Annotated in this window: 17 protein-coding genes; 13 read left to right on the top strand and 4 right to left on the bottom strand. The window is 72.6% G+C overall.

All coding sequences use genetic code 11. The annotated features are described in order from the left end of the window. Positions 1-347 precede the first annotated feature (347 nt). From ABZ321_RS08945 to ABZ321_RS08925, 5 genes are all read left to right on the top strand, one after another. Positions 348-1,664 (top strand): enolase C-terminal domain-like protein, encoded by a 1,317-nt coding sequence (locus tag ABZ321_RS08945; RefSeq protein ID WP_344507614.1) that lies wholly within the window; start codon positions 348-350, stop codon positions 1,662-1,664. Positions 1,665-1,684: 20 nt separating this feature from the next. After that, positions 1,685-2,725, top strand: a complete 1,041-nt coding sequence (locus ABZ321_RS08940) for a sugar ABC transporter substrate-binding protein (protein ID WP_344507612.1) — start codon at positions 1,685-1,687, stop codon at positions 2,723-2,725. Next, a complete protein-coding gene (locus ABZ321_RS08935) occupies positions 2,725-4,242 on the top strand; it encodes a sugar ABC transporter ATP-binding protein (RefSeq protein WP_354890375.1) in 1,518 nt (505 codons plus the stop codon). The genes ABZ321_RS08940 and ABZ321_RS08935 overlap by 1 nt, the downstream gene beginning before the upstream one ends. Beyond that, entirely contained in the window at positions 4,239-5,231 is a 993-nt protein-coding gene (locus ABZ321_RS08930; RefSeq protein WP_344507608.1) for an ABC transporter permease, read from the top strand. Before ABZ321_RS08935 ends, ABZ321_RS08930 begins: the two co-directional genes overlap by 4 nt. Positions 5,232-5,422: 191 nt before the next feature. Beyond that, a complete protein-coding gene (locus tag ABZ321_RS08925; RefSeq protein ID WP_354890372.1) occupies positions 5,423-6,487 on the top strand; it encodes a glycoside hydrolase family 11 protein in 1,065 nt (354 codons plus the stop codon). Positions 6,488-6,545: 58 nt separating this feature from the next. Here ABZ321_RS08925 and ABZ321_RS08920 read toward each other — a convergent pair whose 3' ends face one another. After that, complete coding sequence (locus ABZ321_RS08920) at positions 6,546-7,196, bottom strand: helix-turn-helix domain-containing protein (protein WP_354890370.1); 651 nt, start codon at positions 7,194-7,196, stop codon at positions 6,546-6,548. Between the two features lie 56 nt (positions 7,197-7,252). Between ABZ321_RS08920 and ABZ321_RS08915 the strand changes: the two genes are divergently transcribed. After that, complete coding sequence (locus tag ABZ321_RS08915; RefSeq protein ID WP_354890368.1) at positions 7,253-7,717, top strand: isoprenylcysteine carboxylmethyltransferase family protein; 465 nt, start codon at positions 7,253-7,255, stop codon at positions 7,715-7,717. A 27-nt stretch (positions 7,718-7,744) separates the two neighbouring features. Here the strand turns inward: ABZ321_RS08915 and ABZ321_RS08910 are convergent, their stop codons facing one another. Continuing rightward, positions 7,745-9,967, bottom strand: a complete 2,223-nt coding sequence (locus tag ABZ321_RS08910; RefSeq protein ID WP_354890366.1) for a DUF4132 domain-containing protein — start codon at positions 9,965-9,967, stop codon at positions 7,745-7,747. Between the two features lie 118 nt (positions 9,968-10,085). Between ABZ321_RS08910 and ABZ321_RS08905 the strand changes: the two genes are divergently transcribed. After that, positions 10,086-10,493: a DUF6069 family protein gene (locus ABZ321_RS08905; protein ID WP_354890364.1), complete on the top strand. Its 408-nt coding sequence runs from the start codon at positions 10,086-10,088 to the stop codon at positions 10,491-10,493. Between the two features lie 105 nt (positions 10,494-10,598). After that, positions 10,599-11,264, top strand: a complete 666-nt coding sequence (locus ABZ321_RS08900; RefSeq protein ID WP_344507598.1) for a hypothetical protein — start codon at positions 10,599-10,601, stop codon at positions 11,262-11,264. 12 nt (positions 11,265-11,276) lie between these two features. Here the strand turns inward: ABZ321_RS08900 and ABZ321_RS08895 are convergent, their stop codons facing one another. Both ABZ321_RS08895 and ABZ321_RS08890 read right to left on the bottom strand, forming a co-directional pair. Then, entirely contained in the window at positions 11,277-11,942 is a 666-nt protein-coding gene (locus tag ABZ321_RS08895) for a DNA alkylation repair protein (protein ID WP_354890361.1), read from the bottom strand. Next, positions 11,935-12,225 (bottom strand): hypothetical protein, encoded by a 291-nt coding sequence (locus ABZ321_RS08890; RefSeq protein WP_354890359.1) that lies wholly within the window; start codon positions 12,223-12,225, stop codon positions 11,935-11,937. Before ABZ321_RS08890 ends, ABZ321_RS08895 begins: the two co-directional genes overlap by 8 nt. Before the next feature lie 171 nt (positions 12,226-12,396). Here ABZ321_RS08890 and ABZ321_RS08885 point away from each other — a divergent pair, with 171 nt between their 5' ends. From ABZ321_RS08885 to ABZ321_RS08865, 5 genes are all read left to right on the top strand, one after another. Beyond that, on the top strand, positions 12,397-13,281 hold the full coding sequence (locus tag ABZ321_RS08885; protein WP_354890357.1) for a fructosamine kinase family protein: 885 nt from the start codon (positions 12,397-12,399) through the stop codon (positions 13,279-13,281). A 115-nt stretch (positions 13,282-13,396) separates the two neighbouring features. After that, positions 13,397-13,933: a hypothetical protein gene (locus ABZ321_RS08880; RefSeq protein WP_344507592.1), complete on the top strand. Its 537-nt coding sequence runs from the start codon at positions 13,397-13,399 to the stop codon at positions 13,931-13,933. 105 nt (positions 13,934-14,038) lie between these two features. Further along, positions 14,039-14,386, top strand: a complete 348-nt coding sequence (locus tag ABZ321_RS08875) for a CU044_2847 family protein (RefSeq protein ID WP_354890355.1) — start codon at positions 14,039-14,041, stop codon at positions 14,384-14,386. Continuing rightward, complete coding sequence (locus ABZ321_RS08870; RefSeq protein WP_354890353.1) at positions 14,383-15,624, top strand: serine protease; 1,242 nt, start codon at positions 14,383-14,385, stop codon at positions 15,622-15,624. The genes ABZ321_RS08875 and ABZ321_RS08870 overlap by 4 nt, the downstream gene beginning before the upstream one ends. Continuing rightward, a complete protein-coding gene (locus ABZ321_RS08865) occupies positions 15,624-16,568 on the top strand; it encodes a MoxR family ATPase (protein WP_344507589.1) in 945 nt (314 codons plus the stop codon). The genes ABZ321_RS08870 and ABZ321_RS08865 overlap by 1 nt, the downstream gene beginning before the upstream one ends. Position 16,569 lies beyond the last annotated feature (1 nt).

The raw sequence follows: 16,569 nt of genomic DNA, 5'->3' as shown, positions 1-16,569 counted from the left end.
ACCAGCGCAGCAAGCATCGGCCGCGGAGCCGGCACAGCATGACAGCGCACGCCGGCCGCGGAAGGCGCCTTCCGCGACCGGGGTGCCTACCCTGCTCAGCGTCGGCGTCGCCTTGCAGGGTGTCGTCCGCAGGTCTGCGAGCGGTGGGTCCGCTCATCGAACCATGGACAACCCTCGACACTGAGTGAACATCGGAGGTATCGGTTCGTCAAGAAGGGTGCCGAACTTCTGTCCGCGTGAACAAAAGCGGCAGGCTCCAAGATTTTGGCCCTTGCAGAGCGGTGGCGAAGCCTGCTAGACATCGGATGTCTTCGCACGGCTTGCGGTACCGGAGAGAGGGAGGGGCCATGACCAACCGATTCGTGTCGCTGGACACCTACGACGTACGGTTCCCGACCTCCAGAGCGCTCGACGGCTCCGACGCGATGAACCCGGACCCGGACTATTCGGCCGCCTACGTGGTCATTCGTACCGACGACGGGGCCGGCAAGGCGGAGCAGGGCGAGGGGCACGGGTTCGCGTTCACCATCGGGCGCGGCAACGAGGTCCAGACCCGCGCGATCGAGGCGCTCGCCCCCTATCTCGTCGGACGTCTGGTGAAGGAGGTGCTCGACGATCTCGGCGGTCTGTACCGCGAGCTCGTCTACGACTCGCAGCTGCGCTGGCTCGGTCCGGAGAAGGGCGTCATGCACATGGCGATCTCCGCGGTCGTCAACGCGCTGTGGGACCTGAAGGCGAAGCGGGCCGGGCTGCCGCTGTGGCGGCTGCTGTCGTCGATGCCGGCCGAGGAGCTGGTCGACCTCGTCGACTTCCGGTACCTGTCGGACGCGCTCACCCCCCAGGAGGCGCTGAAGCTGCTCCGCCGCGGCGAGGACGGCCGGGAGGAGCGGATCCAGACCCTGCTCCAGCGCGGCTACCCCGCGTATGCCACGTCACCCGGCTGGCTCGGCTACGACGACGCCAAGCTCGCCACCCTCTGCCGCGAGGCGCTCGACGCGGGCTTCACGCAGATCAAGCTCAAGGTCGGCGCCGACCTCGAGGACGACCTGCGCAGGATGAGGATCGCCCGGGAAGTCTGCGGTCCCGACGTGCGGATCGCGGTCGACGCCAACCAGCGGTGGGACGTCGGGACCGCGGTCGACTGGGTCCGGGCGCTCGCGCCGTTCGACCCGTGGTGGGTCGAGGAGCCCACCTCCCCCGACGACGTCGTCGGGCACGCCGAGATCGCGCGCAGGATCGCCCCGATCCCCGTCGCGACCGGGGAGCACGTGCAGAACAGGGTCATGTTCAAGCAGTTGCTACAGCTCAACGCGCTCTCGTTCGTCCAGCTCGACGCCGCCCGCGTCGCCGGGGTCAACGAGAACGTCGCGATCCTGCTCCTCGCGGCGAAGTTCGGCGTGCCGGTCTGCCCGCACGCCGGTGGGGTCGGGCTCTGCGAGCTCGTCCAGCACCTGTCGATGTTCGACTACGTCGCCGTGTCGCGGACCATGCACGACCGGGTCATCGAGTACGTCGACCACCTGCACGAACACTTCACCGACCCGGTGCGCATGGACCGGGGGCACTACCTGGCGCCCCTCCAGCCAGGGTTCAGCTCCACCATGCGGGCCGAGAGCCGGGCCCGCTACGCCTTCCCGGACGGCCCCGTCTGGAACACCCCCTGAAGGAACCTGAGGAATCCGCCATGAAGCTGTTACGACCGGCCCTGCTGGCCACCGCCCTGGTCGTCTCGCTCACCGCCTGCGATTCGTCCACGACGCCCAGCGCCGACAAGACCGACGCCAAGGGCGGGCAGATCGCCGTCGACCTGCCCCGCGCCGACTCCGACTTCTGGAACTCCTACGCCAAGTACATCCCGCAGTACGCGAAGGACTCCGGCATCAACCTGATGACGCCGACGAACTCGCAGAACGACATCGCCAAGCTCGTCGCGAACACGCAGGCGCTCACCAGCCAGGGCGCGAAGGCGATCGTGATGGCGCCGCAGGACACCGGCGCGATCGCGACGACCCTCACCCAGCTGGAGCAGAAGAAGATCCCGGTCGTCACCGTCGACACCCGCCCCGACAAGGGCAACGTCTTCATGGTGGTCCGCGCCGACAACCGCGCCTACGGGCAGAAGGCCTGCGAGTTCCTCGGCACCAAGCTCGGTGGCAAGGGCAAGGTGATCGAGTTCCAGGGCTCGCTGTCCAGCGTCAACGGCCGGGACCGGTCGGAGGCGTTCGCGGAGTGCATGTCCAGCAAGTTCCCGGGCATCACCGTCTTCGCCGAGCCCACCGACTGGGAGGGTGCGAAGGCGTCCGCGGCGCTGCAGACGCGCCTCGCCCAGCACCCCGACATCAACGGCATCTACATGCAGGCCGGCGGCGTGTTCCTCGCCCCGACGCTGCAGCTGCTGCGCACGAAGAACCTGCTCGTGCCGCCGAGCGACCCGAAGCACATCTTCATCGTGTCCAACGACGGCATCCCGCAGGAGTTCGACGCGATCCGCAAGGGCGAGATCGACGCGACCGTGTCGCAGCCCGCCGACCTGTACGCGAAGTACGCCCTCTTCTACGCCAAGGCCGCGGTGGACGGCAAGACGTTCCAGCCCGGCAAGACCGACCACGACAGCACCATCGTCAAGGTCCGTGAGGGTCTGCTGGAGGACCAGCTGCCCGCCCCGCTCGTCACCAAGGACAACGTCGACGACTCGGCGTTGTGGGGCAACCAGATCGGCAAGTGATGACCGACGCGACCGGCGCCTCCACCGTCCCGGCGGTGGAGGCCGTCCACACGAGCAAGCGCTTCGGCGCCACCACAGCGCTGCACGACGTCTCGATGTCGATCGCGCCCGGCAGCACCCACGCGCTCGTGGGCCGCAACGGGGCCGGCAAGTCGACGCTCGTGTCGCTGCTCACCGGCCTGCAGAGCCCCGACGCGGGCGCGATCGCCTTCGACGGCAAGCCGGCCCCGCCGGTCGCGGACCGGTCCGCGTGGCGGCGCCGCGTCGCGTGCGTCTTCCAGCGCTCCACCATCATCCCCGACCTGTCGGTGGCCGAGAACCTGTTCCTCAACCGCCAGGGTGGCGACAACGGCAGCATGGTCCGCTGGGGCGCGCTGCGGCGGAAGGCGGCGGAGCTGCTGCAGGAGTACGCCGTCGACGTCGACCCGGCCGCCCGCGCCGGCGACCTCGGCGTCGAGCAGCGGCAGCTCGTCGAGATCGCCCGCGCGCTGTCGCAGGGCGCCCGCTTCATCATCCTCGACGAGCCGACCGCCCGGCTCGACGCGACGGCGATCGACCGGCTCTTCGGCCGGCTGCGGGCACTGTCCGCGACCGGGGTGACCATGCTGTTCATCTCGCACCACCTGCAGGAGATCTACTCGGTCTGCGACACCGTGACCGTGCTGCGGGATGCGCGGCACGTACTGACGGCGCCGGTGGCCGACGTGGACCACGACGCACTGGTGGCCGCGATGACCGGCGAGGCGGTCGGTCTGACCGAGGTCGAGGCCCGCCCACCCGTCGGCGACGACACCCGTGTCGCGTTGGGCCTGAAGGACCTGACGCTGCACGGCTCGTACAGTGGCATCGACGTCGACGTGCGCGCCGGGGAGATCGTCGGCGTCACCGGCTCCGGCAGCAGCGGCAAGGTCGCTCTCGCCGAAACGGTCGGCGGGCTGCGGCGCCCCACCTCGGGGACCGTCAGCGTCGGCGACGCGCCGGTGCCGCCGGGGAGCGTGCCGGCCGCGCTCGCCGCCGGGATCGGGCTCGTGCCCCAGGACCGGCACCGCGAGGGGCTCATCCCGCTGCTGTCGATCGCGGAGAACGCGACACTGCCGATCGCCGGGTCGTTCGGCCGGTTCGGCTACGTCGCACCCGGCCGGCTGCGGGACACCGCGCGGTCGTTCATCGACCGCTACGACATCCACGCGGAAGGCCCGTCGGCGCCGGTGAGCAGCCTGTCGGGCGGCAACGCCCAGAAGGTCGTGCTGGCCCGCGCCCTGAGCACCGCGCCGTCGGTGCTCGTCCTCATCAACCCGACCGCGGGCGTCGACGTGCGCTCCAAGGAGTCCCTGCTCGGCGCCGTCCGGGCCGCCGCCGACACCGGCACGGCGGTGCTCATGGTCTCCGACGAGCTCGACGACCTGCGCCACTGCGACCGGGTGCTCGTCATGTTCCACGGCCGCGTCGTCGCGGCCCTGCCCGCCGGGTGGAGCGACACCGATGTGGTCGCCGCCGTCGAAGGAGTCAACCGATGACCACAGTCCCGGCCCGGCTGTCCGGGATCCGCCTGGCCAGGATGCGGGACCTCACCCTCGTCCCGGCCATCCTGCTCCTGCTCGTCGTCGGCGCGATCGTCGACCCCGTCTTCCTGTCCAGCGCCAACATCGTCAACGTCCTGCAGCAGCAGACCGAGCTGTCGCTGCTGGTCCTCGCCGAGACGATCATCCTCATCGGCGGCCGGTTCGACCTGTCCCTGGAGTCGACCGTCGGGCTCGCCCCCGCGCTCGGCGTCGCGCTGGTCATCCCGGCCGCCAGCAACGGCCTGGGCACGTCGTGGCCGTCGGCGCTCGCGGTGCCGATCATCCTGCTCGTCGGGCTCCTGGTCGGCGCGCTGAACGGGCTGCTGATCCTGCGGTTCGGCCTGTCGGCGTTCATCGTCACGCTCGGCATGCTCATCGTGCTGCGCGGCCTGCAGATCGGCATCACCGGCGGCCAGAACCTGTTCGAGCTGCCGCCGTCGGTGCTGTACCTGGGCAACGCGACGTGGCTCGGGCTGCCGCTGTCGATCTGGCTGTGCGGGCTGCTGTTCGCGATCGGCATCGCCGCGCTGGGCTGGTTCCGCCACGGCCGCGCCGTCTACGCGATCGGCGGCAACGTCGACGCGGCCCGCGCCGCCGGTATCCGCAGCGACCGGGTCATCTGGATCGTCTTCATGGTCGGCGGCACCCTCGCCGCGCTCGCCGGCCTGCTGATGACCGGCCGGCTCGGCTCCGTCGCCGCCGCCCAGGGCCAGGGCATGATCTTCACGGTCTTCGCCGCGGCGGTCATCGGCGGCGTCAGCATGGACGGCGGCAAGGGCACCCTGTTCGGTGCGCTGTGCGGCGTGCTCGTCCTCGGCCTCATCAACAACATCCTGACCCTCGCGGGCGTCTCCGCGCAGTGGATCCAGGCGGTGTACGGCCTGATCATCCTCGTCGCCCTGATCCTGGCCCGCGTGACGACGGGCAAGGCGCAGGACTCCTAGCGACACCTCTGGACCGGCGTGGTGGGCGGTGTCTTGGCGGTCACCGCCCACCACGCCTTTTGCGGAAACTTTCACGGCACTGCGGCCGTTTTCGCTGCTCAGGACCGCCGCACACTTTCGAAATACCCGATCCCACAGCCCGCTCCCGCATTCGGCGACAGTTTGCGCTGACTGCATCGAAGGGAGCAGGCATGAACCATTCCAGACGCCTCCTGCTGGTCGGCGGGGCGTGCGTCGCGCTCGTCGCCGCCGGCGTGGTCGCGCTGACCACCGGCACCGCCAGCGCCGAGGCCGACCGGACCGTCACCGCCAACACCACCGGCACGCACAACGGCTACTTCTTCTCCTACTGGAAGGACACCGGCAACGTCACCATGCAGCTGGGCGCCGGCGGCTCGTACAGCGTCCAGTGGAGCAACATGAACAACACCGTCGTCGGCAAGGGCTGGAAACCCGGCTCCAGCCACACCGTGAACTACTCCGGCACGTTCAACGTGAACGGCAACGGCTACCTGGCGCTGTACGGGTGGACGCTCAACCCGCTCATCGAGTACTACGTGGTGGAGAACTTCGGCAGCTACAACCCGAGCACCGGCGCGCAGCGGCTCGGCTCGGTGACGACCGACGGCAGCACGTACGACATCTACCGCACGCAGCGCGTGAACCAGCCCTCCATCATCGGCACCGCGACGTTCTACCAGTACTGGAGCGTCCGGCAGCAGAAGCGGACCGGCGGCACGATCACCACCGCCAACCACTTCAACGCCTGGGCGGGTCTCGGGCTGAACCTCGGCACGCACGACTACCAAATCCTCGCCACCGAGGGCTACCAGAGCAGCGGCAGCTCCAGCATCACCGTCAGCGAGGGTTCGGGCCCGGTCCCGACCACCACCTCGCCGCGGCCCTCGCAGGGCACGTCGAGCCCGCCGCCGGGCGGCGGCATCGCGGCGTGCCAGGTGACGAACGCCGTCAACGCCTGGAACACCGGCCTGACGGACAACATCACCATCACCAACACCGGAACGGCACCGATCAACGGCTGGTCGTTGCGGTTCAACCTCGCCTCCGGCCAGACGATCACGTCGGGCTGGAGCGCGACGTACTCGCCGAGCACCGGCCAGGTCACCGCGACCAACGTCAGCTACAACGGCTCCCTCGCTCCGGGCGCCTCGACGACGATCGGCTTCCAGGCCAACCACACCGGCAACGCCGGCGCGCCGAGCGGGTTCACCCTCAACGGCGCCGCCTGCCGCTGAGGTTCCCCGGGCCGCGCCGGTTCCCGTTCCGGCGCGGCCCGCTGCATGCCTCGCACCTTCAGCGGGTTGCCGGCGGGTCGAGCAGGGCCGCGGCGACGGTGTCGACGTACCAGCGCTGGAAGCGCTCCGGCGGCCAGCCCCGCTGGCGGACGAGCCAGTCGTAGTTGCGCACGTCCATGGCGAGCCACAGCACGTCGGCCGCCGTGCCGGCGGTGTGCTCCGCCCGCAGCTGCCCGGTCGAGGCCAGCTCGGCGGCGAACATGCCCATGCCGGCGCGGCGGTCGTCGATGTTCTTGCGCCAGATCGCGGCCGCCTCCGCGTCGGCCGTCGCCGCGGCGGCGAGGGCGAGCATCACCTGCGCCGTCCGGGCGTGGGTCTCGACGAGGTGCCGGGAGTAGCGCTCGAGCTTGGCCCGGGCGTCGCTCAGCGCCTGGATGTCGGCCACGAACTGCCGGTCGGGCAGCGCCACGGGTTCGTCGTCGCCCGCCACCGTCACGTCGACCAGCGCGGACAGCAGCGCCTGCTTGCTGCCGAACACCTTGTAGACCGTCTGGATCGCGACCCCCGCCTCGGCCGCGACGGCGGTCAGCGGCGTGGCCGCGTAACCCGGCTCGACGAACAGGACCGCGGCGGCCCGCAGGATCGCCCCGCGGGTCTGCTTCGCCTGCTCCTGTCGGTGAGCCGACTCGTAACGCCGCTTGACGGCCATCGGGTGAGTGTAGTCCTCTATTCGTTAGAGCTTCACTCTACCGAAGGAGTCGTCCGATGTCCGTATCCCCCGCGCAGGGCGCGCGGGTCATCTTCATCCCGCCGCCGGCGTACTACGCCGTAGGGCTGGCGGGCGGCATGGCGATCGACAGCGCCGTCGCGGCGCCGCTCGGCGCGCACCCCGCCGTCGGGATTGCCGTCGCCGTCCCCGGGCTGGCGCTGGCCGCGGCCGGCGTGGCCGCGGTCGTCCGCCACCGCACCACGATAGTGCCGCACCACCCGGTGTCCACGCTGGTCACCGGTGGCGCCTACCGGCTGTCCCGCAACCCGATGTACACCGGCCTGGCCGTCGTCTACCTGGGCCTGGCGCTGCTGTTCGGCTCCTGGTGGCCCCTCGCCCTGCTACCGCTCGTGCTGCTCGCCGTGCGCCTGCTGGTCATCCGGCCCGAGGAGCGGTACCTCACCGAACGCTTCGGCCAGACCTACACCGACTACCGGTCCCGCGTGAGGCGCTGGCTCTGACCGCTCCCGGCCTGCGTGAACCGGCGGTCAGGGCGCCTGGTGCAGGGCCACGAGCAGCTCCGACAGGGCGGCGGGGTCGCAGGCGCCCAGCGGGACGCGGCGGGCCGGCTGCAGGTGGTTCGACCAGACGTCGTCGACCCACAGTTCGGTGATGCGCTGCTCGGCCGGGTTGCCCATGCTGTACCTGGTGAGGCCCGGCGAGATCTCGGCCACCAGGGCGAGACCGCCGGGCAGGGCGCGGGCCAGCTGCGTGTGCGGGCGCTGCGACAGCCCGTCGCCCTGCCAGCCGCCACGGTCCAGCAGCGCCACGATCCGGTCGGACGCCACCGGGCGGAAGCCCGCCAGGCTCGTCGCGGCGCGCTGCGCCTCGGTCAGCAGCACCACGGGCCGGCCCAGCTGCGGGAAGGCCGGCAGCAGCTCGTAGTCCGCGACGATCCGCGCCCAGCGCTTCAGGTCTCCGCCCAGGTCCGCGGGGTGCACGATGCCGAGCATGCCGTCGGTGCTCGCGGTCGCGTCGTCGATGTCGGCGAAGCTGCCGTCCTCCGCGACGCGCAGCGCCCGTGCCAGCCGCCCGGCGGCGTCGTACTCGCCCCACAGCAGCCGCCTCGCGAGCGGGCCGAGGATCGGGTGCGGCAGGAGCACCTCCCGCACGTCCCGGGCGGGGCGGAGGCGGCGGGCGAGCATGTCGCGCTGCAGCCGGGCGGTCTGTGCCACCGCGGTGGCCCGCAGGTCCTTCTTATACTGCAGGAACTGCTCATACGCCTCGGGGTTGGTGTCCCCGGCGCCCGGCTTGGGCGGTCGCGCCAGCCGCGTGCCGCTCTCGTCGAGCGCGAACGCCGTCAGGTGCTCGTCGGCGACCACCGTGAACGTGCGCGGCCCGTAGTCGAAGGTCACGCCCGTGTCGAGGCCATGGGTGATCGCCAGCCGGTCGGCCACCTGCGTCACGGACAGCCCACGTCGCGCGGCCGCCTCCGTGAGGTACGCGGTGGCGCGGTCGTTCGTCGGCCCGCCCGACATGTTCTCCTCGATCGCGAGCAGGTGCCGCAGCGCCACGTCGGTGCCGACGGTCGCCAGCACCGCCAGCCCGTCGATGGCGCGCGCGTAGCGGCTGCGTGGGGGCCACGACCGGACCAGCGGCGCGAGCACGTCCATCGTGGTGTCGTCGCCGACGTGGGCCTGCGCCAGCACCACCCAGGCGTCCGCCGCCTGCATCCCGTCGGCCAGCCAGGCGTCCAGCAGTGCCCGCCCGAAGGCGGCGAGGCTTCCGCGGTCACAGTCGGCGATGAGCTTCTCCGCTTCCGGTTCCGCGGGGTGTACAAACGGCTGCGGCGCCTCCGTCGACTCCACCGCCAGCGGCACGCCCCCGGTGTCCGGCGCCGGATCGCCCGGTGCGGGCTCGGGTGCCGCCTCGAGCCGTGACCAGGTCAGCGCCTCCACGAGCCGCTCGACGTCCTCCTGCGACATGGCTTCGCCACCGGCCAGCCGGATCTCCGGCAACGTCCACGCCTTCGCCTTCGCCTTCCGGGCCAGCCGCACCCCGCCCTCGTCGCGCCGTGCCGCGAGAGCGCCCGTGCCCGCTGCACGCAGCGCTGCGAGCGCGGCCGCGCCGTGCCGTCCGGCGGCCTCGACCACGGTGGCTTCGTGGCCTCTCGCGACGAGGTGACGCAGCGCGTCCTCGGCCTGCTGCCGGGGCCTGCCCGGGCGGCCGACCGCTGCCGGCACCAGCGCCGACGCCGCCAACTCGGCGTGCCGCTCCAGCCACAGCCGCGCCCACAGCCGCGCCGAGCCGAGGTGCCGCAGCCACCCGGCGACCAGCGAGGCCATCTCAGGCCCCCGGAACGGCAGCACCAGGAAGCCGAGCCGGTCGGCGCCCGAACTCACGTCGCGCAGCACCAGCGGCCACGCGTCCAGCTCGAACCGCGCGACCGCGACCCGGTCCACGTCCATCTGCTGCCGGTGGTGCAGCAGCACCAGCGACTTGCCCAGCAGCGCCCGCGCGGACGACTCGGGCCCGCGCACCAGCAGCCACGACTGCTGCTCCGGGGTCAGGTCCGACAGGTGGTCGGCACCCGCCACCGCCGCCGCCCAGTCGTCCTGCTCCCGCCCGTGCTCCAGCGCCGCCGCCCGCGCCCACCAGCGCTCCCGCTCCCCGTCCTCCCACGCCATGACGGTCGGCTCCGCACAGACCAGCCCCTCGACCACCACCGGCTTGCCCGCCGCCATCACGCCTCCCATGTACGCCCGCCGCACGACCGTACTCCCCGGCCCGGCTGAACTTTTTCCGCGGAGCTGTCGATCCGGCGCCGTCCGGTCCGACCTCTGTGCAGGAACCGGCACCGGGCCGGTCGGACCAGCACCGGAGGTCATCATGTCCGCTACCATCACCACCACCCGCACCTCGACGACCGGCTCGCTCGTCGGCACCGGGCTCGTCGCCATCGCGCTGGCCAGTGCTGCCACGGCCGTCGTCGCCGCGGCGGGGAACGCGGCCGGGATCAGCCTGGACGTCGGCGGCGCGCCGATCCCGGTGTCCGGGTTCGCGATGCTGACGGCGTTCTTCTCGCTGATCGGGCTGGCGCTCGCGATCGTCCTGTCCTACAAGGCCCGGCGGCCGCGGCTCACGTTCGTGCGCACCACCGTGGCGCTCACCGTGCTGTCGCTCATGCCGGACGTGACCGCCGACGCCGCCACCGCGACGAAGGCGCTGCTGATGCTGACGCACCTCGTCGCCGCCGCGATCGTCGTGCCCGCGATCGCCCGCCGCCTGAGCGCCTGAGCGCTACGGCTCGGCGGGGAGTACGCCGGTGCCAGCTCCACCCCGGCGCACCCCGCCGGCGGCAGGTTCGATCATGGCGTAGTGCCACCGGTCTATCCTCGGTGCATGACGGGGGAAGCGCTCGCGTCGCTCGGGACGGACGCCGATCACCGGGACGTGGAGCGGGCGCTGCTCGCGGACGGGTGGGCCTGGTGCGGCACGGGTGACTGGGCGGTCGCGCTCCGCTCGCCGGACGGCGAGGTCGTCGCGCGGATCAGCCCGTTCGACCCGACGGGACCGTACGCCGCGGCGCTGTACCGGGAGGCGGCCCACACCCGGCAGGTCCCGGCGCTGTTCGCGCATCGTCGCCTCGCCGGCGGCGGCGACCTGCAGGTGCTCGAATGGCTGCGGCCCGTCGGCGGGGACGAGGCCGCCGCCTTCCATCGCGCCGTCGCCGCCCGTACACCTGACGTCGCCGCGCTCGTCGACGTCGTGCGCCAGGTCCACGACCGGGCGTGCGCGGCCCTGCCGTGGTGCGGGCCGCTGGACACCAACCCGGCCAACGTCATGCGCGCCGCCGACGGGCGGCTCGTCCTGGTCGACCCGTACTACGCCGACGGCCCGAACCTGTACGCGACCGCCGCCAACGACCCGGACCGGGTCGCCGCCCTCATCCCGGAGTCCGAGCGGCGCTTCATGACCGAGATCCCCCTGGCGGGCTCCGGCCCCTGGCTCCCCGAGGACCGGGAGGCGATGCGCGCCGCCCTCGCCGCCGCCGACGCCCGCACCTGACCGACCGCGGATCTACCCTTGCCGGCGGACCATCTCGGCGATCCAGACCGGCGCGAACGGGGACGTGCAGTTGGGTGGGGTCGGGTAGTCCTTGAGGACCTGCAGCCGCTCGCCGATCGCGACGGCACGGGCGCGGTGGTCGGGGTGCTCGATGCCGATCTGGGCGAGGCAGTGGTTCATCGCCCACTGCAGCCGGTCCGGGGCGTCCTTCATGTGCGCCTCGATCGTGTCGAGCAGCGCGGCGAGGTCGAGGCCGGCGGGCCGCTTCGCGACCCGGTCGGTGGTCAGCGCCCAGCCGCCGCTCGCGACGACCGGGTCCCCGTCCGCCAGCCAGGCCACCCGCAGCGTCTCGACGGCTGGGTGCTTCTTCACCACGTAACCGACGAGCCAGTCGTGCACCTTGGGTGCCCGGGCGTCGCGCAGCATCGCGTCGAGCTCGTCGCCGGTGAACGCCTTCGGCCGGCAGATCAGGAGCGCCAGCAGGCGGGCCGCCGTGTCGCCGGTGCCCCAGAGCCCGATGGCGAGGTCCTGCTGCGTCTTCAGCCGCTTGGCGATCGCCCGCAGCTTGCCGAGGTTCACGCCGTGGTCGTCGCCGTGCTTCTCGTTCACGGCGCGCGCCTTCGGGTCCTCGAGCGCCGCCAGCTCGGCCAGCACCTCGGCGACCGTCGTGTCAGCCATCGCGGCGACCGCCAAACCCGGGTGCCGGCTTCACGCGGCTCAGCCACGCCGCGGCCTCTTCGGCCGGGACCGCGCCGTCCACCCGGAGCAGCGGCGTCATCAGCGGGTAGGCGCGGCCGGTGTCCCAGCTGCGCGAGTACGGCTCGGCGTCGAGCACGACCACCCGGACCCCGTCGAGGTGCGGGATGTCGGCGGGCGTGCCCTCGTTCCAGATCCACCCGCCGTGGGCGTCGGCGAGCAGCGCGTCGACCTGACCGGCGAGCGGCGCCTTCGGTGCGTCCATGCCAGCGATCGTAGCGACCGCCGCCGTGGCCTGAGCGTTCTACGCTGCCGCAATGAGCAGCCGGCTCGCGCAGTCCCTGACCTTCGGCCGGCGACCCCGCCTTCTCCGGCGAGCCGCGACCGATCATGATGGTCACATGCGGACCAACCAGCGGGCACAGGAGGCACGTGCATGACCGCGCCGACGACGTTGCTGCTGGAGGGGCTGCACCGGGCCGGGCTGCGGGACGTCGACGCCGTGGAGCCGGCCGGCGGCGGGCTCGCGGCGCTCGCGGGCATCGCGAGCCGCCGGGAAGGGCCGCCGCTGTTCGTGAAGGCCTTCGCCGACGCGCCGGGCGACGACGTGTTCGAGACCGAGGCCGAGGGGCTGGCCGCGCTGCGGGAGCTCGGCGGCCTGGCGACGCCCGACGTGGTCCTGGCGGGCCGGGAGCTGCTCGTGCTGTCGGTGCTGGCACCGCGGCCGGGCGGCGAGGCGTTCTGGGAGCAGTTCGCGCACGCGCTCGCCGGGCTGCACACGGGCACGACCCAGGCCCGCTTCGGCTGGCACCGCGACAACTGGCTGGGCCGCCGGCGGCAGCGCAACGCCTGGGACGACGACGGTTTCGCGTTCTTCGCGCAGCACCGGCTGCTGCGGTGGCTCGGGGAGCCGCGGGTCGACGCGGCGCTCGGACCCGCGGACCGGGCGGCGCTGGAGCGGCTCTGCGACCGGCTGCCGGAGCTGCTGCCGGACCGGCCCGCCTGCCTGACGCACGGCGACATGTGGGCGCAGAACGTCATGGCCACCCCCGACGGGCGGCCCGCCGTGATCGACCCGGCCGTCTCGTACACGTGGGCCGAGGTCGACCTCGCCCACGTCTGGTCCACCGCTCCCCCGCCGGAGGCGCGCCGGTTCTTCGAGGTGTACGCGGAGCTGACCGCGCTCGACGCCGGCTGGCCGGACCGGATGCCGATCATCCAGCTGCGGCAGCACCTCGCCGTGCTGGCCCAGTTCGACGACGACTGGGGCGCGGCCGACCACATCCGTGCCACCCTGGCCCCGTTCCGGACACGCACCTGACGACGGGCGCCGATTTGCGCATCGGTTGATCATCGGAGCAACCTTTGGGCGGCCGCGGTCGTCATGTTCGCCGCGTCGCTGTCGTCCGGAAGGGGTGTTTGTTGTGGTGTCGTCGGTGGTGGAGGGGCGTTCGCTGAAGCAGGCGGGGCTCACCGGGCTGTATCTCGGCGTGTTCGCGACGGTCTGGTTCAGCGTGCCGAAGTCCGACGGGTTGCTCCGGACGCTGCTGGTGATCGGGAGTGTGGCGGGTCTGGCCACGGCGGTCTGCGGCATGGCTTTGCTCGGCCGGGCCAGGCGGGAGCCGGCGGTGGAGCGGGACCGGGCCGCGGACCGGCGGTATCTGCTGATCGTGGTCGCCGAGTTCGCCGCGGCCGGGCTCGGGGCGTGGCTGCTGGCCGTCGCCGGGCAGCGGGAGTACATCCCGGTGCTGGTGTCGGCGGTGGTCGGGGCGCACTTCTTCCCGCTGGTGCCGGTGCTTCGCGACCCGCGCCTGCGGGTGCTCGGCGCGGCCGTCTGTGCCGTCGCGGCCGCCGCGCTGGTCACCGGGTTCGCCACCGCGGTCGAGGCCGGGCTGGTCGCGGGCGCCGGGACCGGGCTGGCGCTGCTCGGCTACGCGGTGTCGACCCTCGCCGGCGCGCTCCGTCGCGGCTGAGAGCACGACTGCACACCGAACCGCCCAGCCGGGCGCTGAACGGTGTGATCCGGGCGGCCGGAGCGCCGATAGTGAGCGTCATGCATGCCCGGGTACGGTGTGGCCATGAGCGACGCGGTGGTGGCTGACGGTGTTGTGGTGCAGGTGGTCGAGGTCGGCGGCGGGCGGGAGATCTCGTGGGGCGACAACGCCGTCGAGCGGCTGCGGGACCGGCTCGGCGACGTGCAGTCGGCGGTCGTCGCCGGGGTGCGGGCGGTCGCCGCGAACGTCACGCCTGACCTGTCCGGCTGGGAGGTCGCGGAGCTGCAGGCGAAGTTCGGCGTGACGCTCACCGCCGAGGCCGGTGTCGTCGTGTCGCGGGCCACGACCGGTGCGACGTTCGAGGTGACCGTCACGCTGCGGCGCAAGCCCCCGGCGGAGCAGGCGGACGCGGCCGGCGGCCAGACCGGATGATCGACGGGCGCATCGTCGCCGGTGGCAGGGATCTGGGCAGCGGGTTCGTCCTGACGGACCGGATCGTCGCCACGGCGGCGCATGTGGTGCGGGACCGGCTCGCCGGGGACCTCGAGTTCGTCACGGCGGCAGGTGTACGGCTCCCGGTCGAGGCGGTCCAGGCGGAGCCGACGCTCGACGTCGCGACGCTGCGGGTCGCGGAGTCGCTGGCGATCGTGCCCGCGCTGACGCACGCCGTGCTGCGCGCCGACTGGCGGGTGACGGCCCGGCCGAGGGGCCACGACGCGCAGCTCACGGGCACCGTGACCGCCACCGACCACCTCATCGTCAACCAGGGCGGCGACGAGATGACCGTGCTGCAGCTGCACGTGGCGGAGGCGCTGCACGACTACCGCGGGTACTCCGGCAGCGCGGTGACCGTCGACGGGGCGGTCGTCGGCGTGCTGGTCGAGCAGGTGCGGGAGCGGGTCGAGGGCGGGCGGGCCGCGAACGTGCTGTACGCGGTGCCCGTCGCGCACATCGTGCGCCGGTTCCGGCTCGGCGTGGCGGTCGGCCGGTCGGACCGGGCGCTGCCCGTACACCAGCTGCTGGACACGGCGTACTTCGACCTCGACCTGCTCAAGACCGAGATCCTCGAGGCGATGGCCGCGGCCGGCGGGCGGTTCCTCGCGTTCGGCGTCGACGCCGGCGAGCAGGCCGTGGTGGAGAACCTGTGCGCGTGGCTGCGGCAGTACGTCGGCGAGATCGCCCGGCAGCACTGGCTGGACCTGAGTGCCGAGCTGCACTCCGTCGACACCGCGGTGCGGGCGGTCACGCGGTACACGGGCGTGCTGCGGGCGCGCAACGTGATCTGTCCGGTGTCGGTGCGGGGCACACCGGCCGCCGACGTCGCCGAGCTCACCCGGCGGGTGCGGGAGGCGTACGGGCAGCCGAAACGCTGGTGCATGCTGTTCCTGCTCGGCGTGCCCGACGGCGGGTTCCCGGACGGGGTGACCGCGTTGCCCCGGCCGCGGTTCGCGCACCGCGACGTCGAGCGGTGGGCGGCCCACGTGACCGTGTACAAACGCTGGCCGCGGCCCCTGGCGGCGGCGTGGACGAGCGACATCGTCGCCCGGATCGGCGAGGACCTCGACGTGCGGTACACGTACGAGGAGCTCGCCGAGTGCATCGACCGCGTCCGGTTCCAGCCGGACGAGCTGCGCGGCTACCTCGAAGACCTCGAAGACCAGGAGGCCTGATGCTCACCCGCCACAGCGTCGACACGTCGCTGCGCTTCGACCGGCTCGCGGAGCTGCCGGACCGGCGTGATATCGAGGCCGCCGGCTCGTCCGGTCCCCAGCCGCGGTTCGAGTCGCGGCAGCGGGAGCCGTACCGCGCCTCCGCCGAGCTGGAAGAGGCGGTGAACGTCGCGATCGCGCTCGGCCGGCCGCTGCTGCTGCAGGGCGACCCGGGTGCGGGCAAGACCCGTCTCGCACACGCCGTCTCGTTTGCCCTGTCGCTGCCGCTGGAAGAGGCGTACATCAAGTCGACCAGCCGCGGGCAGGACCTGCTGTACGTGTATGACGCGGTGCGCCGCCTGTACGACACCCAACTCGGCCGCGGCGTAGGCCGCCGCCTCGGCCGTTCGGCTCCGGACGAGCGTGACTACGTGCGGCTCGGGCCGCTCGGCCGGGCGATCGTGCGCGCCGGGCACGGCCGCCGGTCGATGGTGCTCATCGACGAGATCGACAAGGCCGACATCGACTTCCCCAACGACCTGCTGCGCGAGCTGGACCAGCTGGCGTTCGACGTGCCCGAGGCGCACGGCGAGCGGCACGCGGTGCCCGCCGACCGGCCCGACCTGCGGCCCGTCATCGTCGTCACCAACAACGAGGAGAAGGCGCTGCCGGCCGCGTTCCTGCGCCGGTGCGTGTTCCACCACGTGCGGTTCCCCGACGCCGCCGCCGAGCTCGACGCGATCCTGACCCTGCACGGCATCGGCGACGTCCAGCTGCGCGCGGAGGCGATCGACACGCTGCTGCGGCTGCGGGCCCTGGACCTGGCCAAGAAGCCCGGCCTCAGCGAGCTGCTCGACTGGGTCAGCTACCTGCAGGCCGTCGGCGAGCGCCCCGGTCACGGCCGGCTGCCCTTCGCCGGCGCCCTCGTCAAGCAGCAGTCGGACGCGCTGCGGCTGGAGCGCTGAG

Origin of the sequence: Dactylosporangium sp. NPDC006015 (genome assembly GCF_040614215.1) — a bacterium.
GTDB lineage: Bacteria > Actinomycetota > Actinomycetes > Mycobacteriales > Micromonosporaceae > Dactylosporangium > Dactylosporangium maewongense.
The sequence above is the reverse complement of the archived record's forward strand: the minus strand, read 5'-3'. Positions and strand labels throughout refer to the sequence as shown.

Coding starts and splice junctions, on each gene's coding strand:
- ABZ321_RS08865 (WP_344507589.1), top strand. CDS start 15,624: ATGCTCACCCGCCACAGCGTCGACACGTCGCTGCGCTTCGACCGGCTC.
- ABZ321_RS08875 (WP_354890355.1), top strand. CDS start 14,039: ATGAGCGACGCGGTGGTGGCTGACGGTGTTGTGGTGCAGGTGGTCGAG.
- ABZ321_RS08900 (WP_344507598.1), top strand. CDS start 10,599: ATGACGGGGGAAGCGCTCGCGTCGCTCGGGACGGACGCCGATCACCGG.
- ABZ321_RS08885 (WP_354890357.1), top strand. CDS start 12,397: ATGACCGCGCCGACGACGTTGCTGCTGGAGGGGCTGCACCGGGCCGGG.
- ABZ321_RS08925 (WP_354890372.1), top strand. CDS start 5,423: ATGAACCATTCCAGACGCCTCCTGCTGGTCGGCGGGGCGTGCGTCGCG.
- ABZ321_RS08915 (WP_354890368.1), top strand. CDS start 7,253: ATGTCCGTATCCCCCGCGCAGGGCGCGCGGGTCATCTTCATCCCGCCG.
- ABZ321_RS08920 (WP_354890370.1), bottom strand. CDS start 7,196: ATGGCCGTCAAGCGGCGTTACGAGTCGGCTCACCGACAGGAGCAGGCG.
- ABZ321_RS08895 (WP_354890361.1), bottom strand. CDS start 11,942: ATGGCTGACACGACGGTCGCCGAGGTGCTGGCCGAGCTGGCGGCGCTC.
- ABZ321_RS08905 (WP_354890364.1), top strand. CDS start 10,086: ATGTCCGCTACCATCACCACCACCCGCACCTCGACGACCGGCTCGCTC.
- ABZ321_RS08945 (WP_344507614.1), top strand. CDS start 348: ATGACCAACCGATTCGTGTCGCTGGACACCTACGACGTACGGTTCCCG.
- ABZ321_RS08890 (WP_354890359.1), bottom strand. CDS start 12,225: ATGGACGCACCGAAGGCGCCGCTCGCCGGTCAGGTCGACGCGCTGCTC.
- ABZ321_RS08870 (WP_354890353.1), top strand. CDS start 14,383: ATGATCGACGGGCGCATCGTCGCCGGTGGCAGGGATCTGGGCAGCGGG.
- ABZ321_RS08940 (WP_344507612.1), top strand. CDS start 1,685: ATGAAGCTGTTACGACCGGCCCTGCTGGCCACCGCCCTGGTCGTCTCG.
- ABZ321_RS08930 (WP_344507608.1), top strand. CDS start 4,239: ATGACCACAGTCCCGGCCCGGCTGTCCGGGATCCGCCTGGCCAGGATG.
- ABZ321_RS08935 (WP_354890375.1), top strand. CDS start 2,725: ATGACCGACGCGACCGGCGCCTCCACCGTCCCGGCGGTGGAGGCCGTC.